Origin of the sequence: Ensifer sp. Root558 (assembly GCF_001427045.1) — a bacterium.
Taxonomy (GTDB): Bacteria; Pseudomonadota; Alphaproteobacteria; order Rhizobiales; family Rhizobiaceae; genus Ensifer; species Ensifer adhaerens.
In genome coordinates this window covers 160,343-177,518 of sequence record NZ_LMGC01000023.1, presented here as the reverse complement: position 1 = coordinate 177,518, position 17,176 = coordinate 160,343, and the positions used below count along the sequence as shown (strand labels likewise).

16 protein-coding genes and 1 pseudogene are annotated in these 17,176 nt (G+C 63.1%); 6 read left to right on the top strand and 11 right to left on the bottom strand.

Features of this window, described 5'->3' with window-relative positions:
- Positions 1–37: 37 nt before the first annotated feature.
- Complete coding sequence (gene aspS, locus ASD63_RS20695) at positions 38–1,825, top strand: aspartate--tRNA ligase (protein ID WP_034803798.1); 1,788 nt, start codon at positions 38–40, stop codon at positions 1,823–1,825.
- Positions 1,826–1,905: 80 nt separating this feature from the next.
- Here the strand turns inward: aspS and ASD63_RS20690 are convergent, their stop codons facing one another.
- Positions 1,906–2,301, bottom strand: a complete 396-nt coding sequence (locus ASD63_RS20690; RefSeq protein WP_256385300.1) for a serine hydrolase domain-containing protein — start codon at positions 2,299–2,301, stop codon at positions 1,906–1,908.
- A 22-nt stretch (positions 2,302–2,323) separates the two neighbouring features.
- Here ASD63_RS20690 and ASD63_RS20685 point away from each other — a divergent pair, with 22 nt between their 5' ends.
- On the top strand, positions 2,324–2,902 hold the full coding sequence (locus tag ASD63_RS20685) for a TetR/AcrR family transcriptional regulator (RefSeq protein ID WP_234798735.1): 579 nt from the start codon (positions 2,324–2,326) through the stop codon (positions 2,900–2,902).
- Between the two features lie 22 nt (positions 2,903–2,924).
- Here ASD63_RS20685 and groL read toward each other — a convergent pair whose 3' ends face one another.
- The 5 genes from groL to ASD63_RS20660 all read right to left on the bottom strand — a co-directional run bounded on the left by groL (position 2,925) and on the right by ASD63_RS20660 (position 9,121).
- Entirely contained in the window at positions 2,925–4,550 is a 1,626-nt protein-coding gene (gene groL / locus ASD63_RS20680) for a chaperonin GroEL (RefSeq protein WP_034803792.1), read from the bottom strand.
- A 95-nt stretch (positions 4,551–4,645) separates the two neighbouring features.
- Positions 4,646–4,879 carry a hypothetical protein gene (locus ASD63_RS20675; protein ID WP_034803790.1) on the bottom strand — a complete coding sequence of 78 codons (234 nt, stop codon included), beginning with the start codon at positions 4,877–4,879 and terminating at the stop codon, positions 4,646–4,648.
- 134 nt (positions 4,880–5,013) lie between these two features.
- Positions 5,014–6,021: a hypothetical protein gene (locus ASD63_RS20670; protein WP_051659661.1), complete on the bottom strand. Its 1,008-nt coding sequence runs from the start codon at positions 6,019–6,021 to the stop codon at positions 5,014–5,016.
- Positions 6,008–7,336 carry a cytochrome P450 gene (locus tag ASD63_RS20665; RefSeq protein WP_226020675.1) on the bottom strand — a complete coding sequence of 443 codons (1,329 nt, stop codon included), beginning with the start codon at positions 7,334–7,336 and terminating at the stop codon, positions 6,008–6,010. The genes ASD63_RS20670 and ASD63_RS20665 overlap by 14 nt, the downstream gene beginning before the upstream one ends.
- 585 nt (positions 7,337–7,921) lie before the next feature.
- Positions 7,922–9,121: a hypothetical protein gene (locus ASD63_RS20660; RefSeq protein WP_034803785.1), complete on the bottom strand. Its 1,200-nt coding sequence runs from the start codon at positions 9,119–9,121 to the stop codon at positions 7,922–7,924.
- A 446-nt stretch (positions 9,122–9,567) separates the two neighbouring features.
- Between ASD63_RS20660 and parC the strand changes: the two genes are divergently transcribed.
- Together parC and ASD63_RS20650 are read left to right on the top strand one after the other, a co-directional pair.
- On the top strand, positions 9,568–11,844 hold the full coding sequence (gene parC / locus ASD63_RS20655; RefSeq protein ID WP_034803783.1) for a DNA topoisomerase IV subunit A: 2,277 nt from the start codon (positions 9,568–9,570) through the stop codon (positions 11,842–11,844).
- A 164-nt stretch (positions 11,845–12,008) separates the two neighbouring features.
- Positions 12,009–12,311, top strand: a pseudogene (locus ASD63_RS20650) (helix-turn-helix domain-containing protein); the annotation flags it as partial.
- A 126-nt stretch (positions 12,312–12,437) separates the two neighbouring features.
- Here ASD63_RS20650 and ASD63_RS20645 read toward each other — a convergent pair.
- The 5 genes from ASD63_RS20645 to ASD63_RS35890 all read right to left on the bottom strand — a co-directional run bounded on the left by ASD63_RS20645 (position 12,438) and on the right by ASD63_RS35890 (position 16,068).
- Entirely contained in the window at positions 12,438–13,334 is an 897-nt protein-coding gene (locus ASD63_RS20645) for a DMT family transporter (protein ID WP_060529816.1), read from the bottom strand.
- Between the two features lie 3 nt (positions 13,335–13,337).
- Positions 13,338–14,126 carry an arginyltransferase gene (locus ASD63_RS20640; RefSeq protein WP_034803779.1) on the bottom strand — a complete coding sequence of 263 codons (789 nt, stop codon included), beginning with the start codon at positions 14,124–14,126 and terminating at the stop codon, positions 13,338–13,340.
- 187 nt (positions 14,127–14,313) lie between these two features.
- On the bottom strand, positions 14,314–14,778 hold the full coding sequence (locus ASD63_RS20635; protein ID WP_034803777.1) for an RDD family protein: 465 nt from the start codon (positions 14,776–14,778) through the stop codon (positions 14,314–14,316).
- Positions 14,779–14,866: 88 nt separating this feature from the next.
- Positions 14,867–15,883 (bottom strand): porphobilinogen synthase, encoded by a 1,017-nt coding sequence (gene hemB, locus ASD63_RS20630; protein ID WP_060529815.1) that lies wholly within the window; start codon positions 15,881–15,883, stop codon positions 14,867–14,869.
- Positions 15,880–16,068, bottom strand: a complete 189-nt coding sequence (locus ASD63_RS35890) for a hypothetical protein (protein ID WP_034803770.1) — start codon at positions 16,066–16,068, stop codon at positions 15,880–15,882. The genes hemB and ASD63_RS35890 overlap by 4 nt, the downstream gene beginning before the upstream one ends.
- Between ASD63_RS35890 and ASD63_RS20620 the strand changes: the two genes are divergently transcribed.
- Together ASD63_RS20620 and ASD63_RS20615 are read left to right on the top strand one after the other, a co-directional pair.
- Positions 16,067–16,504: a DUF6163 family protein gene (locus ASD63_RS20620; RefSeq protein WP_034803767.1), complete on the top strand. Its 438-nt coding sequence runs from the start codon at positions 16,067–16,069 to the stop codon at positions 16,502–16,504. The genes ASD63_RS35890 and ASD63_RS20620 overlap by 2 nt on opposite strands.
- A 130-nt stretch (positions 16,505–16,634) precedes the next feature.
- Entirely contained in the window at positions 16,635–17,147 is a 513-nt protein-coding gene (locus ASD63_RS20615; protein WP_034803764.1) for a MarR family winged helix-turn-helix transcriptional regulator, read from the top strand.
- The last annotated feature ends 29 nt before the right edge of the window (positions 17,148–17,176 follow it).

Below are 17,176 nucleotides of genomic sequence, written 5' to 3'. Positions count from 1 at the left end.
GAGCTTGCGCGGCTCTTTGCAATTCCGGGATAAGACGATGCACCGTTACCGCAGCCACACCTGTGCCGCCCTCCGCAAGTCGGACGTCGGTTCCACCGTTCGCCTTTCGGGCTGGGTCCACCGCGTCCGCGACCATGGCGGCCTGCTCTTCATCGACCTGCGCGACCACTACGGCATCACCCAGGTCGTTGCCGATCCCGACAGCCCCGCCTTCAAGGCGGCCGAGACCGTTCGCGGCGAATGGGTCGTGCGCATTGACGGCCTCGTCAAGGCGCGCATGGACGACACCGTCAACAAGGGCATGCCAACCGGCGAAATCGAACTCTATGCGCAGGAGATCGAGGTTCTCTCGGCCGCCAAGGAACTGCCGTTGCCGGTCTTCGGCGAGCCGGACTATCCGGAAGACGTGCGCCTGAAGTACCGCTTCCTCGACCTGCGTCGCGACACGCTGCACAAGAACATCGTCAAGCGCACCCAGATCATCTCGTCGATGCGCCGCCACATGGGCGACGTCGGTTTCACCGAATACACGACCCCGATCCTGACGGCCTCGTCGCCGGAAGGCGCGCGCGACTTCCTCGTGCCTTCGCGCATTCATCCCGGCAGCTTCTATGCCCTGCCGCAGGCGCCGCAGCAGTACAAGCAGTTGCTGATGGTCGCTGGCTTCGACCGCTACTTCCAGATCGCCCCGTGCTTCCGCGACGAAGACCCGCGCGCCGACCGTCTGCCGGGCGAGTTCTACCAGCTCGACCTGGAAATGAGCTTCGTCGAGCAGGAAGACGTCTGGTCGACGATGGAACCGGTGATCCGCGACATCTTCGTGGAGTTTGCCGACGGCAAGCCGGTGACGGAAAAGTTCCCGCGCATTCCTTACGAAACGGCGATCCGCAAATACGGCTCCGACAAGCCGGACCTGCGCAACCCGATCGAGATGCAGGCGGTTACCGAACACTTCGCCGGTTCCGGCTTCAAGGTCTTCGCGAACATGATCGCGTCTAACCCGAAGGTCGAAGTCTGGGCCATCCCGGCCAAGACCGGTGGCTCGCGCGCCTTCTGCGACCGCATGAACGCCTGGGCGCAGAGCCAGGGTCAGCCCGGCCTCGGCTACATCTTCTGGCGCAAGGAGGGCGAAAAGCTCGAAGGCGCCGGCCCGCTCGCCAAGAACATCGGCGAAGAGCGCACGGATGCGATCCGCACCCAGCTCGGCCTCGACGACGGCGACGCCTGCTTCTTCGTCGCCGGTGACCCCGCCAAGTTCTACAAGTTTGCTGGCGAAGCCCGCACCCGCGCCGGCGAGGAACTGAACCTCGTCGACCGCGACCGCTACGAATTCTGCTGGATCGTCGACTTCCCGTTCTACGAATGGCTGGAAGACGAAAAGAAGATCGACTTCGCCCACAACCCCTTCTCGATGCCGCAGGGTGGTCTGGAAGCGCTGAACGGCGAAGATCCGCTGTCGATCAAGGCCTACCAGTACGACATGGTCTGCAACGGCTTCGAAATCGCCTCGGGCTCGATCCGTAACCAGCTTCCGGAAGTCATGGTCAAGGCGTTCGAGCTGACCGGCAAGTCGCAGCAGGAGGTCGAAGATCAGTTCGGCGGCCTCTACCGCGCCTTCCAGTACGGCGCACCGCCGCATGGCGGCATGGCATTCGGCATCGACCGTATCGTCATGCTGCTCGTCGGCGCCAAGAACCTGCGCGAGATCTCGATCTTCCCGATGAACCAGCAAGCCGTCGACCTCCTGATGGGCGCACCGTCCGAAGCGACGCCGGCCCAGTTGCGCGAACTGGCGATCCGCCCGATTCCGCAGAAGAAGGACTGAGGTCGAACGGACCTGACCCCAAAAGGAAAGCCCGGCGATCGTCTCGCCGGGCTTTTTCTTTGTCTGCGCCAGATGTCTGTTCAGTGCCTGCCGTAGACGGCGTCGCGAACCTCGCGGGTGAACGGACCCCACATGCCCTCGAAGGTCGTGTTCGTCATGGCGACGACGGTGATCTTCTCGACGGGATCGACGAACCAGTTGTGACCGTAGGCGCCGCCCCATTGGATCGTGCCCTTCGATTGCGGCGTGGCGCCAGCCTTGGGATCGACGAGCACGGCCCAGCCATAGCCGAAGTCCCAGCCCGGACCCTGCGTCTGAGCTTCGGGCCCGGTCTGGTCCTGCATCATCGTTTTCACCGTCTCTGCTGACAGGATGGGGCTGCCGCCCTTGCGGAGGGCTTCGAGGAAGGTCAGCACATCCTTGGCCGTCCCGGCCATGCCGGCCCCACCTGAGGGGAATTTCTGGGCGTCGAGGATGCGGTCCGGCGAGAACGTCAGTTTGCCTTCGCCGATTGGTGCCGCCGGCGAAACCTTCTGGCGGCTCGGCTACGAGGGGGCGTCGATCGCCGATCTCACCGCCGCCATGGGGATCACGCCGCAAAGCCTCTATGCGGCCTTCACCTCAAAGGCAGATCTCGATCGCGAGGCGCTCGAACAAAATCGGCGCGAGGAGGGGGCGGCGGCCGGCCGCAATCTTGCTGGTGGAGGGCACGTGATCGAGGTAATCGGCCAGTTGCTGCGCGCCTCGGCCCATGAATTTACCCGCCCCGGCCGACCGAAGGGCTGCATGATCTCAACCGCGGTGCTGACCTGCGCCGTCGAAAATCAGGCAATCGCAAGTCACGTCTCGGCACTGCGCAGTGAGACGCTGGCCTTGCTGGAGTCGCGCTTTCGGCAGGGCATAGCGGATGGAGAGCTACGTGCGTATACCGATGCCGGCGGCCTCGCGCGCTTCGTCGGCGCCATTCTCCAGTGCATGACCGTCCAGGCGCAGGACGGTGCCAGCGAAGCGGACCTCTTGCCGATCGCTGAACTTGCGATCGACGAGGTCGGGCGCCACCGGCAGCCGTCCGGTTAGGCGACCGACCGCCTGGCGCGGGTCAGAAATCCATGCCCGGGCCGGGCGGTGGCGTGGGTACGTTCTTCTTCGGTTTTTCGGCGACCATCGCTTCGGTGGTCACAAGCAGGCCGGCGACCGACGCCGCATCCTGCAGCGCCGCCCGCACGACTTTCGCCGGATCGATGACGCCCATGCGGTAGAGATCGCCATATTCACCGGTCTGCGCGTTCCAACCCTGGGCGAAGTCGCTCATCTCCCGAAGTTTGCCGACGATGACCGAGCCTTCGGCGCCGGCGTTTTCGGCGATCTGGCGCACCGGCGCCTCCAGCGCCCGCCGGACGATCTCGACGCCGACGCGTTGGTCTTCATTTTCGGGCTTGAGCCCATCGAGCGCGTGGACGACGCGGAGCAGCGCGACGCCGCCGCCAGGCAGAATGCCTTCCTCCACCGCGGCCCGCGTCGCATGCAGCGCATCGTCGACCCGGTCCTTCTTCTCCTTCACTTCCACTTCCGTCGAGCCGCCCACCCGGATCACCGCGACGCCGCCGGCAAGCTTGGCCAGCCGTTCCTGCAGCTTCTCGCGATCGTAGTCGGAGGTCGTTTCCTCGATCTGCGCCTTGATCTGGCCGACGCGCCCGTCGATGTCCGCCTTGGTGCCGGCGCCATCGACGATGGTGGTGTCCTCCTTCTCGACCATCACCCGCTTGGCCCGCCCGAGATTGGCGAGCGTCACGTTTTCAAGCTTGATGCCGAGATCTTCGGAGATGACGGTCCCGCCCGTCAGGATGGCGATGTCCTCGAGCATCGCCTTGCGCCGGTCGCCGAAGCCCGGCGCCTTGACGGCGGCGATCTTCAGCCCGCCGCGCAGCTTGTTGACGACCAGCGTCGCCAGCGCTTCGCCTTCCACATCCTCGGCGATGATCAACAGCGGCCGGCTTGCCTGGATCACTGCTTCGAGAATCGGGATCATCGCCTGCAGGTTGGAAAGCTTCTTTTCGTGAATGAGGATGTAGGGGTCTTCGAATTCAACCCGCATCTTCTCCTGGTCGGTGACGAAATAGGGGGAGAGATAGCCGCGGTCGAATTGCATGCCTTCGACGATCTCCAGCTCGATTTCGGCCGTCTTCGCCTCCTCGACCGTAATCACGCCTTCGTTGCCGACACGCTCCATGGCCCTTGCCAGATAGCTTCCGATTTCGGCGTCGCCGTTGGCCGAGATCGTGCCCACCTGCGCGATCTCCTCATTGTTTGAAATCTTGCGCGCATGGGTCTTCAGTTTCGCGACGATCGCGTCGACGGCGAGATCGATGCCGCGTTTCAGATCCATCGGGTTCATGCCGGACGCGATCGCCTTGACGCCCTCCTTGACGATGGCCTGTGCGAGCACGGTGGCCGTCGTTGTGCCGTCGCCGGCCACGTCGCTGGTGCGCGACGCGACCTCCCGCAGCATCTGCGCGCCCATGTTCTCGAACTTGTCGTCGAGCTCGATTTCCTTGGCGACCGACACGCCGTCCTTGGTGATGCGCGGCGCGCCGAAGGCGCGTTCGATGACGACGTTGCGTCCCTTCGGGCCGAGCGTGACCTTGACCGCATCGGCGAGAATGTCGACGCCGCGCAACATCCGATCGCGGGCATCGCTACTGAACCTGACTTCCTTGGCAGCCATTGTGGACCTCCCTCAACACGAACATATGGCCTCACGCACCCAGCCGCCCGGAAGGCGGCTTGCAATCGGACGTACCCGGCAACCGGCTTTCGCGACTACAGTCCCAAATTCCGCTCTTCTTCGTTGTCCGGGGTCAAGATATCGATCAGCGCCGCAACGCGGCCGGCCGGCAGATGGCGGCCTTCCCCGATCAGCGCTTCATCGTTGTTGACCCAGGCGATCGCCTCCGCAAGCTCGCCGGCCGTCGCGCCGGTCGCAAGCAGTTCGGCCATCAGCGTCTCGTCAACCGGGCCAAGGATGGCTGTAATGTCCGCCTGCTTCAGTCCCATGGGTTTCTCCTTCCGTTTTATCGGTCAGGAACAGGGATTTCGGTCCTTGGTGGAATAAATAGGCCAGACCCGGCCGGCATCAAGCGCCGATCGCAAAGCCGCGACGTGCAGGCGTTAAAAAGGCGTGAGTAAGCTCACTGCGGCCGTAGCGCGTTATCGAGGAAATACCATTGGTCGAGATGGGCGCGGACGACCGGCTCGATCGTGTCGTTCAGCAACTGCATGTCATCCAGCAGCCGGGCATTGGGGCGCTCCTCCGCCGGCAAACGTATCGGCGGCAAGGCCGTGCATTCGAAGCGGAAGTCGTCGGTGCGAAGGCCGTACCAGGGGCAGATCGTAGCGCCCGTCATGCGCGCCAGCCGTATGGCGATGGCGATGTTGCCTTCCTGATGCGGCCGGCGGCCGAAGAACGGCCCGCGGATCATGCCGCCGAACCCCTCGTCGCAGAAGATGCTGACAACGCCGCCGCCTTTCAGAACCTTCAGTGCCGGCCGGATCCCGTCCATTCCCGGAGGCAGAAACTGCAAGCCAGCCTTGCTGCGCACCCGACCGGCGATCCACGCCTTGGCCCGGCCCTTGGGCGGCACATAGAAGGCATGCGGCTGGAGGCCGAGCTTGCGGAATGCGATCGTGCCCACTTCCCAGTTGCCGAGATGCAGGCCGACGAGAATGACTGGGCCGCGGTTTGCCGCCTCACGGATGGGTGCAAGGCCCTCGGTCTTCAGCCGCTCCGGCCGCTGCTGCAATCGGTTGACGACGGAGAACTCCGTCATCAACCGTCCCTGAGCGCGACAGTTTTCGAGAAACAGTGCCTCGCGTTGCGGGGCGTCAAGGTCCGGCCGCAACTGTTCGATGGTTTCACGGGCGCGGCGGGTTGCCACCTTGTGGAAGCGCGGAACCATGAAGAGACCGAGCGCCGCCCCGAGCCTGGAGCAGGCGTCCATCGGCAGAAGCTTCATGCCGAAATGGGCGGCGATGTTGGCGACGTTCCAAATGTTGTCGGTGATCCAATAGCGCCGGAAGGCCCGCGCCCTGTCGCCACCCGCCAGTGCATCGGCGAGCCGCGGGGCGCTTTCCTCGGCGAAGATCCAGGCCCTGCGCTTGCCGATCGGCTGCGCCGCGTGCGGATCATCCGGCGCCATGCGACGGGGCCTCTCGCTTGTGCAAGGTGACCGGCAGGCCATTCTTCGGCCTGAGGGTCAGGCGGCAGATCGGTTCGACCGCGTGGCGCTGGCTCACACGAACCCGGTAGCGCTGCGCGATGATCGCCAGGCACAGGATCGCTTCGGTCAGCCCGAAATGCAGGCCGGGGCAGACGCGCGGTCCGCTGGCAAAGGGGATGAAGCTGTAGGGCGTCGGGCGCCGGCCTTCGGTGAACCGTTCCGGATGGAAGTGGTGTGGATCCTGGAAGAGGCTTTCAGTCCGGTGAAGGAGCCACGGCACGATCAGCACGAGCGAGCCCGGCTCTGCGGCAACGTCGCCGATCATATCCGCCTCGCGGGTCTGCCGCGCCAGGATCGGAACCGGTGGATAGAGGCGAAGCGTCTCCTCGATAACTGCCCGGCACCATTCGAGCTGAGGCACGTCGTCGATCGTCGGTGTCCGGTCGCCGCAGACCCTGGCGATTTCGTCGTGAACGGCCTTCTCGACCCAGCCTGCCTTCGAAAGCAGATACCAGGTCCAGGTCAGCGTCGCCGCCGTCGTCTCGTGCCCGGCCATGAAGATGGTCGCGGCCTCGTTGCGCAAGGCGACGAGGTCGAGTTTCAGTTCCGGGTTTCGTTGCTGGCGCCGGATCAGCAGCTCGACCATCGAATTGTGGTCGCCGCGTCCGGCAAGGTGATCCTCAACCACCTTGTCGATGGTTGCGTGGATGCGCTTGACCGAACGACGCAGGCTCGGCGTGCGCAGCACCGGCAGGCCGTCGTCAAAGCCGAGGAAGTAACCGATGTTGATGGAATCGACCAGCGACTGGTAGCTGGTGAAGCCCTCGGTCACCGCCGCCGCGCTACCGTCGCCGAGCTGGTTGCCGAAGACGCTGCGCGCGATGATTTCGGCGGTCAGCCCCGCCATTTCGTGCAACGCGTTGACCTCGGCGCCATCGGGCATGCGGTTCCAGCGCTCGACCAGTTCGCTGGTCGTATTTTCCATGACGGGCCCGAAAGAGGGGACCCGCTTGGCGTGGACGATGTCCGCCACCAGCGGCCGGCGTTGCTTCCAGGTGTCCCCGTCCGAAATAAACAGCCCGTCGCCCAGCAGGAATTCGAGTGCCCGGCGCATCTGCGGGCTCTTGCGCTCGAAGTTTTCGTGACGCTTGACGACGACCTGCCGGATCAGGTCGGGCGAGTTGACGACGATGATCTGCCGCCCAAGGATCCGGGTCTGCGAGATCGTTTCGGTATAGTCGCTCGCCCGCCAGATCGACAGGAAATCCGTTCGCGCCTGGAGCAGCAGCCGCAATGGCTTACCGGGCGGGCCCGTATAGTAGTCAGCTCGGACAGGGGCGAATTTCCCCTCCAACAATTCTTCAGTGAAATTTACAGACTGCTGGAGCCAGGCGAGCATTTACGTCCGATCTGCCGTAACGTGGAGACGATATTCGGGCATGTATTTGTATATTTGCACAAAGTCCGAGACGTCCCCTTCGAGGCTTAAATGCTCTCAAGTTCGTTGGAAATCGGATTCTGAATTGCCTGAGGGTGGCATGCACGATTTCGATGAAGAACGCCATCGCCTTACGGTGAAATTTTCTTGGCGCAAGCAATAGCTCACCGGGAAGAAAAGAGTCCCGCAACCGATGCGCGCTCCACAAGGGCGTGCAACGTGATCCGACTATGCGGTTCGCAAGTAAAGGGCGGTGCTTGTTCTTTCAGGGGAGGGCGGCGGCGCAGCTTTCGGCCGGCGAAGTCCGCCGAGTGAATGCCGTGGGCCACATGGGAAGCCGGTGCGGCGCCATCAAGCCTTGCGTGCCTGTCTCGGCGCGCAAGGCTGGTCGTCATGTCGGTTTCTCCCGGGCTCGGCTGAGGCCGGGAGAAACCTGAACGATTAGTCGTTCGCCGTTACCTTGACGCCGAGCACCGACGGGATGGTGTTCGGCGCGCCCATGGCGGCACCCATGATCATCGGGAACGGAACCGGCTTTTCCGGTGCCGCGCTGATCGTCAGGCTCTTCGGGCCATCGAGATAGGCGTTGACGGCAGCCGACACCTGGTTCTGCAGTTCCGGCACGTTGAGCTGCGCCATCATGATCGGCACCAGGCCCTTCAGCGACTGTGCCATCTGCTCACCGGTCACGCCCTGCTGCGAGCCGGCATAGTCGAGCGCCTTCTTGGTGATCGAGGCGTCGTCGAAGCGGATTTCGGCGCTGTTGAAGGTCAGCTGCTGCATGAGGCCCATCATGGCGAGACCCATCGCCTGGTTGGCCTCTTCCTTGTTCGGATTGGCTTCGGCAGCCTTCATCGCTTCCTGCATCGATTTGACGAAGGCAAGCGTGTAGCCGGAGATGTCGAGAGCGAAGTTCAACCGGCCGACATTCTTGAAGTCGAGTGCATATTCTTCGAGCGCGACATTGCCGCTTTCGACTTCCCAGCTGCCCTTCATCGTCAGGGCGCCGTCGATGGTGGTGAGGCCGAGCTTTTCGATCGCCTCTTTGGTCTTGGCGTCCTCGACCGACGACAGGTCGGCCTTGATGCCGGAAGCGGTCGCGTCGAAGTCGAAGCCGGCGTCATTTTCCTGGCGCGCGAGGTTGGCTTCGGTGCTTTCGAGCGAGAAGACTTCCTTGCCCTTGGAGCTGACGGCGATCGGGCCGGTGCTGGCGCTTTCATAGAGAATGATGTCGTTGATCGTTCCGCCGGTCGCATTGGCCGGGATCGTCAGGCCGGAGAGCAGGATGTCCTTGACGGAAATGGCACCCTCGTCCTGGCTGACATTGACGTCGGGGAACGAAACAGTTTCGGCGTAATAGCCGCCGCCTTCGGTCTCCTCGACGCCCTCAAAGGTCAGGTCCCCGATATTCAGGTCCACAGCGTCGCCCGGCTGGCTCGCGACCTTCAGCTTCACGCCGGTCACCGTCACCTTGTCGCCGTCGACTTCGGCCTTGTCATAGGTGATCGAGGTGCCGTTCGCGTTCGTCGCTGCGTCGAGTTTCTTCATCAAATCGGCGCCATCGAGCGCGAAGGCCGGGCCGGTCAGCGTGAGAAGCGCGGCGCTCGCCATCATCAGGCGGATCTTGCGCGTGTGCATCATTTCGAGTTCCTTCGTGAAAATCTTTGATTGTGTAGCTGTTTAAGAAGATAAGGCGTCGCTGATCTGGTTCCCTTGGAGAGGGCGTCAACTGTAGGCGCATGGCAGCATTCGTCTTTGTCGGCGGCGCGCGGCCGCCAGTTCCGTCTGCCAATGCGCGTCCTGCGATCCCCCTTGCAAATCGTCCAAATCAACTCCAGCCGAAGCTATTACGAAACAGGGCGAAATTATATTCGCTTGGGCGAACCGCACATCTTCCTGCTCGGGCATGCTTTCCGGGACGTTACCTGTCGGCAGCCTCCGACGCATAGCGGCGCGACCGTTGCACGAACATTGCGCCGGGGCAAGCGGATCGGTGCGCGAGCCGGTTATTTGGGGCGAGGGGGTTCTCCACAAGCGCAAGCCCTGAAAACCTTGCCGTTCCGGGTTTGTTGCGCTAGCAAGAACCTATGGGACAAAGCCTCAATCCCCCGTCAGGCGGGGACGATCACATTCAGCCGGTTGACCTCAAGGCGGCGCTGGAAGAGCGTTACCTCGCCTATGCCTTGTCGACCATCATGCACCGCGCACTTCCGGACGTCCGAGACGGGCTGAAGCCCGTGCATCGTCGTATCGTGCATGCGATGAGCGAGATGGGGCTGCGCCCCAACTCCTCGTTCAAGAAATGCGCGCGTATCGTCGGCGACGTGATGGGTAAGTTCCACCCGCACGGCGACGCCTCGATCTACGACGCGCTGGTGCGCCTGTCGCAGGAATTCGCGATCCGCTATCCGCTGGTCGACGGCCAGGGCAACTTCGGCAACATCGACGGCGATAACGCCGCGGCGATGCGCTACACCGAAGCGAAGATGACGGACGTCTGCTCGCTGCTCCTGGAAGGCATCGACCAGGACGCGGTGGATTTCCGCCCGACCTACAACGAGGAAGACCAGGAGCCGACCGTGCTCCCCGGCGCTTTCCCGAACCTGCTCGCAAACGGCGCGACCGGCATCGCCGTCGGCATGGCCACCTCGATCCCGCCGCACAACGCGCATGAACTTTGCGACGCGGCGCTGCATCTCATCCGCCATCCCGACGCGACCGTCGAGGATCTGCTTTACGATCCGGCCAACCCGCAAAAGGGCGGCATCGAAGGGCCCGACTTCCCGACTGGCGGCGTGATCGTCGAAGGCCGGGAAAGCATGGCCGAATCCTACCGCACCGGCCGCGGCGGTTTCCGTGTTCGTGCCCGCTGGGCGCAGGAAGACCTTGGGCGCGGCGGCTACCAGATCGTCGTCACCGAAATCCCCTATCAGGTGCAGAAGTCCCGCCTGATCGAAAAGATTGCCGAGCTCCTGGTCGCCCGCAAACTGCCGCTGCTCGAAGACATCCGCGACGAATCGGCCGAAGACATCCGCATCGTCCTCGTGCCGAAGACCCGTTCGGTCGATGCCGGCATCCTGATGGAATCGCTGTTCAAGCTGACCGAGCTCGAAAGTCGCATTCCGCTTAACATGAATGTGCTGTCGCTCGGACGCGTGCCGCGGGTCATGGCGCTGAACGAAGTGCTGTCGGAATGGCTGGCGCATCGCCGCGAAGTGCTGCAGCGCCGATCGCGCCACCGGCTGGCCGCAATCGACCGCCGGCTCGAAATCCTCGGCGGCTACCTCGTCGCCTATCTGAACATCGACGAAGTCATTCGCATCATCCGCGAAGAGGATGAGCCGAAGACGGTGATGATGGAGCGGTTCTCGCTCACCGATCTCCAGGCCGAGTCGATCCTCAACATGCGCCTGCGCTCCTTGCGCAAGCTCGAGGAATTCGAGATCCGCACCGAGTTCGATGCGCTCTCGAAGGAGAAGGCCGAGATCGAGGCGTTGCTCGCCTCCGACGAAAAGCAATGGCAGACCGTCGCCTGGGAAATCGGCGAAGTCAAAAAGAAGTTTGCCAAGGCGACCGAGATCGGCAAGCGCCGCAGCACCTTTGCCGATGCGCCGGAAGCCGACGTAGAGGCGATCCAGCAGGCGATGATCGAGAAGGAACCGATCACCGTCGTCATCTCTGAGAAGGGCTGGATCCGCGCGCTGAAGGGCCACATCTCCGACACGTCTTCGCTCCAGTTTAAGGAGGGTGACGCGCTGAAGGTGGCGTTCCCGGCGCAGACGACCGACAAGATCCTCGTCTTCACGACAGGCGGCAAGGTCTATACGCTCGGCGGCGACAAGCTGCCCGGCGGTCGCGGCCATGGCGAGCCGCTGCGCATCATCGTCGACATGGAGACCGATCAGGACGTCCTGACGGCCTTCGTTCACGACCCGGCGCGCAAGCTCATCGTCGCCTCGGTCGCCGGCAACGGCTTCGTCGTCACCGAAAGTGATATCGTCGCCAATACCCGCAAGGGCAAGCAGGTGATGAACGTCTCGGCCAGCGACGAAGCGAAGCTGGTCGTTCCGGTCAAGGGCGATCACGTGGCCGTCGTCGGCGAAAACCGCAAGCTGGTCGTCTTCCCGCTCGTTCAGATCCCCGAGATGGCACGCGGCAAGGGCGTGCGGCTGCAGCGTTACAAGGATGGCGGCATCTCCGACATTCGCTGCTTCACGATCGCCGACGGTCTCGTCTGGGAAGACAGCGCCGGCCGGGTCTTTACCAAGACCAAGGACGAACTGATCGAATGGCAGGGCGACCGCGCTTCTGCCGGCCGCGTCGTTCCGAAGGGCTTCCCGCGGAGCGGCAAGTTCAGCGGCTGACCGGGATAAGGAGAGCCATGCGGTCGAGAGGCCGCGTGGCTCCTGTTTCGTTTTGGCGCAGTTTGGCGCAATCTCTTAAATCATTGGAAATCCAAATGAAACGCAGGCGCAACTGGCGCTTGTAAGCCGGAAGGCTATAATGGATCACTGCGCGTCCAACAGGGATGACAGCGATGCCGAATGCCACAGCCCTTGATGACGTCCTGCTGGCCCTTGCCCACCCGGTCCGCCGCCGGATGTTCGAGATCCTTTTTGCCGGTGAGGCGCGCGTCGCCGATATTGCCGTAGCCGTCGCGGTAACCCGCGAAGAGCTGGAGACGCACATCGCGCTCCTGGAGGCTGCAGGCCTCGTCACCCGCCTCAAACGGCGCGACGGCGACGCCTTGATCGGCAATCCGGCGCCGTTGAGCGTCGCGGCCACCTGGATCAACACCAACCGCGAACTGTGGGTCATGCGCGTAGAGATGCCCGGCGTCCGCCCGGCTTCGCTGGGACAGCCGCAGGAGCCGCTGCCGGTGCGCGATCGGGGCGTCGACCACAAGCAGCGTCGTCCGCGGCCCAGCGGTCAGCGCGACGACAAGTCTTGAACAGCGTTACTCGGCGCAGGCAACGGCCGCTCTCAGCGAGCGGCTGCGCAACTGCCAAAGCGAATGGCCGATCAGCGCGAAGACGAGAATCGAGCCGCCGATCAGCGTCTGCGTTGTCGGCGTTTCAGCGAAGACCATCCAGACCCAGATCGGCGCGAGAATAGTCTCTAGCAGATAGAACATGCCCACTTCCGGGGCTGAGAGATAACGCGGCCCGGTCGCAAGGCAGAAGAAGGCGAGCGGGATCATCACCAGGCCGTTGAAGAGGATGTAGCCGGGGGCGGCGATCGTGAAGCCGCCTGCCGGCAGCATCAGGAGAGCGACGGCCGCCGGGAAGATCGCCGTCACCAGCGGCACCAGCGCCATGTCGCGCTTGCTCGCACGGCTGATCGTAATCGCGCTTGCCAGCAGAAAGGCGGAGGATGCCGCCATGGCGTCGCCGAAGAGGTGACCGCTTTCCAGTCCGTCCTGGACGATCAGCCCGACGCCGAGCACCATGACCAGCATGGTCACGAGCGTCGCGTTCGATGGTCTCTCCTTCAGAAAGATCCAGGAGAGGATGGCGGCAAACATCGAGGTGAAGGCGAGGATGAAGACCACATTCGCCGTCGAGGTGTTGAAGACGGCGAGCAGGAACGTGCAGGAATTGATTCCGTAGAAGACGCCGACCAAAAGGCCGGTCTTGCCCGGCAGCAGCGAAATCTCCCGGCCGAGCACCCGGTTGAGTACGAACCAGGCGCCGAGCGCGATCACGAAAGTCGACAGGCTGCGCACGGCGAGCAGCGACCAGACGTGGCCGCCGGCGGATCGGATGAGCGGAATGTCGAAGGAGAGGGCAAGGCCGCCGAGGCCGGTGATGGCAAGGCCGCGCCGGTGCATCGCGGCATCGGAAGATGAACTCAATTTCTAACCCGTTTTCGTAGGAGCGGCTTCCAGGGTGGTGTCTCCGCCTTCATAGCGCTCCCAGCCACGGGCCATGAGGTGCTCTTGCGGCAAAAACTTTGTTTTATACCCCATCTTGCGCGAGCCTTTCACCCAGTAGCCGAGATAGACGTGGGGAAGGCCGCGCTCCCGGGCGCGGCGAATGTGATCGAGAATCATGAAGGTGCCGAGCGACCGCTCTTCCTGCGTCGGGTCGAAGAAGGAGTAGACCATCGACAGTCCGTCGCCCATGCGGTCGGTGAGCGCCGCAGCGATCAGCGGCCCGCGTGCCTTCTCGCTGACGCCGTCGCCTTCGACCCTCAGGCGATATTCGATGATCTTGGTGTGCACATGGGTGTCCTCGACCATCATCGCATAGTCGAGCACCGACATGTCCGACATGCCGCCCTTCTGGTGGCGTCGGTCGAGGTATCGGCGGAAGAGGTTGTACTGCTCGCTCGACGGCTCGGCCGGATATTCCGCCGAGATCACGTCGTGATTGGCGGCAAGCACCCGGCGCATGGAACGGGTGGGCTTGAACTCGTTGGCGAGGATGCGCACCGAAATACAGGCGCGGCAGGTCTCGCAAGCCGGGCGATAGGCGATGTTCTGCGAGCGTCGGAAGCCGCCTTGCGTCAGGAGATCATTGAGCTCGGGCGCGCGCTCGCCCACCATGTGGGTGAAAACCTTCCGCTCCATCTCGTTCGGCAGATAAGGGCAGGCTGCCGGCGCAGTCAGATAAAATTGCGGAGACGGTGCGGTCTGTGTGTTCATCGAGTGCGGAGGTCACTCTTCGCGCTGTGGTTCATGACAGTAGCATGGCGCAAGAATGGAAAACGTCAACTCACTCGTTTGCCGCTTCCGCCTGCGCCGGCCGATATTTTAGTGGTGACCACAATAGGTGGCGGCGGTGAGGCGGAAAACACCGCCTTACGCTTTCAGCTCTATGCCTGCGCCGGTTTCAATACATGTCGCGGCGCACCGTGACGGTACCGATCAGCAGGTCGTGCAGCAGGCGGCTGCGGTCGGTGAAAAGGCCGATCAGCAGGATCAGCGGCGTCAGCAGCGCGTTGGCGATCCAGAAGATGACGAGGTGGACGATCGCCGTCAGGAAGTCCATCGGGCGTCCATCAGTTCGAGCAATCGCCAGGCCCATCAAGCGCATACCGGGAGAGGCCTGTTCGCGGCCACCGACCGTCAGGCCGAAATAGAGCATGGCGACGATCGCAAAGAGCGCCGGATAAAGCATGAAGCCGAGGCCGAGCGTCAAGATGCCGAGGAAGAAGACGACGACCGCCGCGGGGATCCAGAGGAGCGCGATGATCGCGTAATCGAGCAGAAAGGCAAAGACGCGTCGCGACAGCACGCCCTGATAGGCGCGCCAGTCATTGCTCGGCAGCCTCAGTTCTTCGTTGTGCATGGTCATCGGTCAAAAGCCTCGTTTGGTTGCAGCAAGGATATGGGATGGCATTCCCTGCAAAACAAGGATCGGAGCCGGGATCAAGCGGTGCGTTTCAGCGGCCTTTGGCGAGAATGCGGGCCACTTCGACCGCGAAGTAGCTGAGGATGCCGTCGCAGCCGGCGCGCTTGAAGGCGAGCAGCGTTTCGAGCATCACCTTCTCGCCATCGATCCAGCCGTTGGCAGCCGCCGCCTTCACCTGCGAATACTCGCCGGACACCTGGTAGGCAAAGACCGGCAGGCCGAAGGCTTCCTTCATCCGCCAGCAGATGTCGAGATAGGGAAGGCCTGGCTTCACCATCAGCATGTCGGCGCCTTCCTCGACGTCGAGGGCTGCGTCGCGGATCGCTTCGGTGCCGTTGGCCGGGTCGATGTAATAGGTCTTCTTGTCGCCCTTCAAAAGGCCGCCGGTGCCGATCGCCTCGCGATAGGGACCGTAGAAGCCGGAGGCGAACTTCGTCGCATAGGACATGATGCCGACATTCTGGTGGCAGTGAGCGTCGAGCGCCTGGCGGATGGCGCCGATGCGTCCGTCCATCATGTCGGAGGGGGCGATGATATCGGAGCCGGCGTCCGCCTGGGCGACGGCCGCCCTTGCGATCGTCTCGACCGTCTCGTCGTTGACGATCTCGCCATTGCGCAGGATGCCGTCATGGCCGTGGCTGGTGAAGGGGTCGAGCGCGACGTCGGTGATGATGCCGATCTCAGGCACGGCTTTCTTGAAGGCGCGCGTCGCCTGGTTGATCAGGTTGTCGGCCGCAAGACTGTTGGAGCCGGTATCGTCGCGCAGCGACAGGTCGATGTTGGGGAAGGTGGCGATCGCCGGGATGCCGAGACCGGCCGCTTCCTTTACCGCTTCCACGGCCTTGTCGATGCTCATGCGGTTGACGCCCGGCATCGCGTCGATCGGCTGGATGATGTTCTCGCCCGGCACGATGAAGATCGGCCAGATCAGGTCGTCGACGGTCAGGCGGTTTTCCTGCACCAGCCGGCGCGTCCAGTCGGCCTTGCGGTTGCGGCGCATGCGGCGATGGCCGGTGACCCTGTCCACAAGATTTGTCCTGTCGTTCATCGCGCCGCGCCTTTCCCGTGAAAATCGTCGATAGCCAAGCGCTTTATCATGGGCTGGCCGCCATTGGGAACCGCGCGGCCGGCGAACCGGCTGCGGCATTTCTTCTCTTTAAGAGGAGCCGTGGGGGAGGGGACGGCGCGATGCCGCTGGCGGATGGCAAAGACCCGCCCTATCTTGCCGGCCATGCTTCATGATTCTGCCCATGTGCCGAAACCGTCGCTGACCGAGATCCTCTTCGGTCTCTTTCTGCGTCTGGTCTCCGCCTCATGCATCTGGTTCGCGCTGAACTACTGGGCCATGCTGATCGGCTTTTCCCATGGCGGCGCCGGACGCTTCGATCTCCTGACGCCGGAGTGGCGGGCGGCCGCAACCGCACTTGCCGTCATCTATCCGGTCGCCGCCCTCGGCCTGTGGCTGCTGGTCTCCTGGGGGCCGGTCGTCTGGGTGGTTGCGGCAGCCATCGAGATCGTGATGTACGAGTTCTATCCGGCCAGTTTCGGCGGCCGTCCGCTGCTGGTCGTGCTGCATGCGGCGGTTGCCGTTACCTTCGTTCTTTTCCGCGCGGCGATCTTCTACCAGCGCTGGCGGCTCGCCAGGCAGGTAAGGGTTGATTCACCCTGAGACAGGGTCGCCAAATGGCAAGCTCTTGTTAAGGCTGCGGTTTAAGTAGAATTTTAGACGTATTCGATAGGGTCTCACTCAAGGCGGGAAGACAAACAGACACCGCCAAACAAAACAGTGAGGCAGTCAAATGAACACCAAGATGAAGCCGCAGGCAGTTCAGCCCCGAGACCCCCAGGAAGAAACCATCCGCGGTCTCTATATGGAATCCCTTCACCTCGTCGAGCGTCTGCACCGCCGCCTGCTCGACGTCATCAAGGACGAGTTCGACCGCGAAGGTCGCAGCGACGTCAACGCCGTTCAGGCCCTGTTGCTCTTCAACATCGGCAACTCGGAACTGACCGCCGGCGAACTTCGCTCCCGCGGCTACTACCTCGGCTCGAACGTCTCCTACAACGTCAAGAAGCTCGTCGATCTCGGCCTGATCAACCACCAGCGCTCCCGCGTCGACCGCCGCTCGGTCCGCATCAGCCTGACGGAAGACGGCCAGGAAATCGCCGAAACCGTTGCCAAGCTCTACGAGCGCCACGTCGGCTCGATCCAGAAGGTCGGCGGTATCGGCTCGGACGAGTTCACCCAGATGAATAAGCTCCTGCAGCGCCTCGATCGCTTCTGGAACGACTCGATCATGTATCGCCTGTAATCAGGCCAAAACCTCCAGTTCAAGGGTCG

Excerpts from the sequence above, each read along its gene's own strand:
- ASD63_RS20660 (WP_034803785.1), bottom strand. The coding sequence starts at position 9,121 with ATGATGCACACGCGCAAGATCCGCCTGATGATGGCGAGCGCCGCGCTT.
- ASD63_RS20670 (WP_051659661.1), bottom strand. The coding sequence starts at position 6,021 with ATGGCGCCGGATGATCCGCACGCGGCGCAGCCGATCGGCAAGCGCAGG.
- parC (WP_034803783.1), top strand. The coding sequence starts at position 9,568 with ATGGGACAAAGCCTCAATCCCCCGTCAGGCGGGGACGATCACATTCAG.
- hemB (WP_060529815.1), bottom strand. The coding sequence starts at position 15,883 with ATGAACGACAGGACAAATCTTGTGGACAGGGTCACCGGCCATCGCCGC.
- ASD63_RS20635 (WP_034803777.1), bottom strand. The coding sequence starts at position 14,778 with ATGACCATGCACAACGAAGAACTGAGGCTGCCGAGCAATGACTGGCGC.
- ASD63_RS20640 (WP_034803779.1), bottom strand. The coding sequence starts at position 14,126 with ATGAACACACAGACCGCACCGTCTCCGCAATTTTATCTGACTGCGCCG.
- ASD63_RS20675 (WP_034803790.1), bottom strand. The coding sequence starts at position 4,879 with ATGGGACTGAAGCAGGCGGACATTACAGCCATCCTTGGCCCGGTTGAC.
- ASD63_RS20615 (WP_034803764.1), top strand. The coding sequence starts at position 16,635 with ATGAACACCAAGATGAAGCCGCAGGCAGTTCAGCCCCGAGACCCCCAG.
- aspS (WP_034803798.1), top strand. The coding sequence starts at position 38 with ATGCACCGTTACCGCAGCCACACCTGTGCCGCCCTCCGCAAGTCGGAC.
- groL (WP_034803792.1), bottom strand. The coding sequence starts at position 4,550 with ATGGCTGCCAAGGAAGTCAGGTTCAGTAGCGATGCCCGCGATCGGATG.
- ASD63_RS35890 (WP_034803770.1), bottom strand. The coding sequence starts at position 16,068 with ATGGCCGGCAAGATAGGGCGGGTCTTTGCCATCCGCCAGCGGCATCGC.
- ASD63_RS20620 (WP_034803767.1), top strand. The coding sequence starts at position 16,067 with ATGCTTCATGATTCTGCCCATGTGCCGAAACCGTCGCTGACCGAGATC.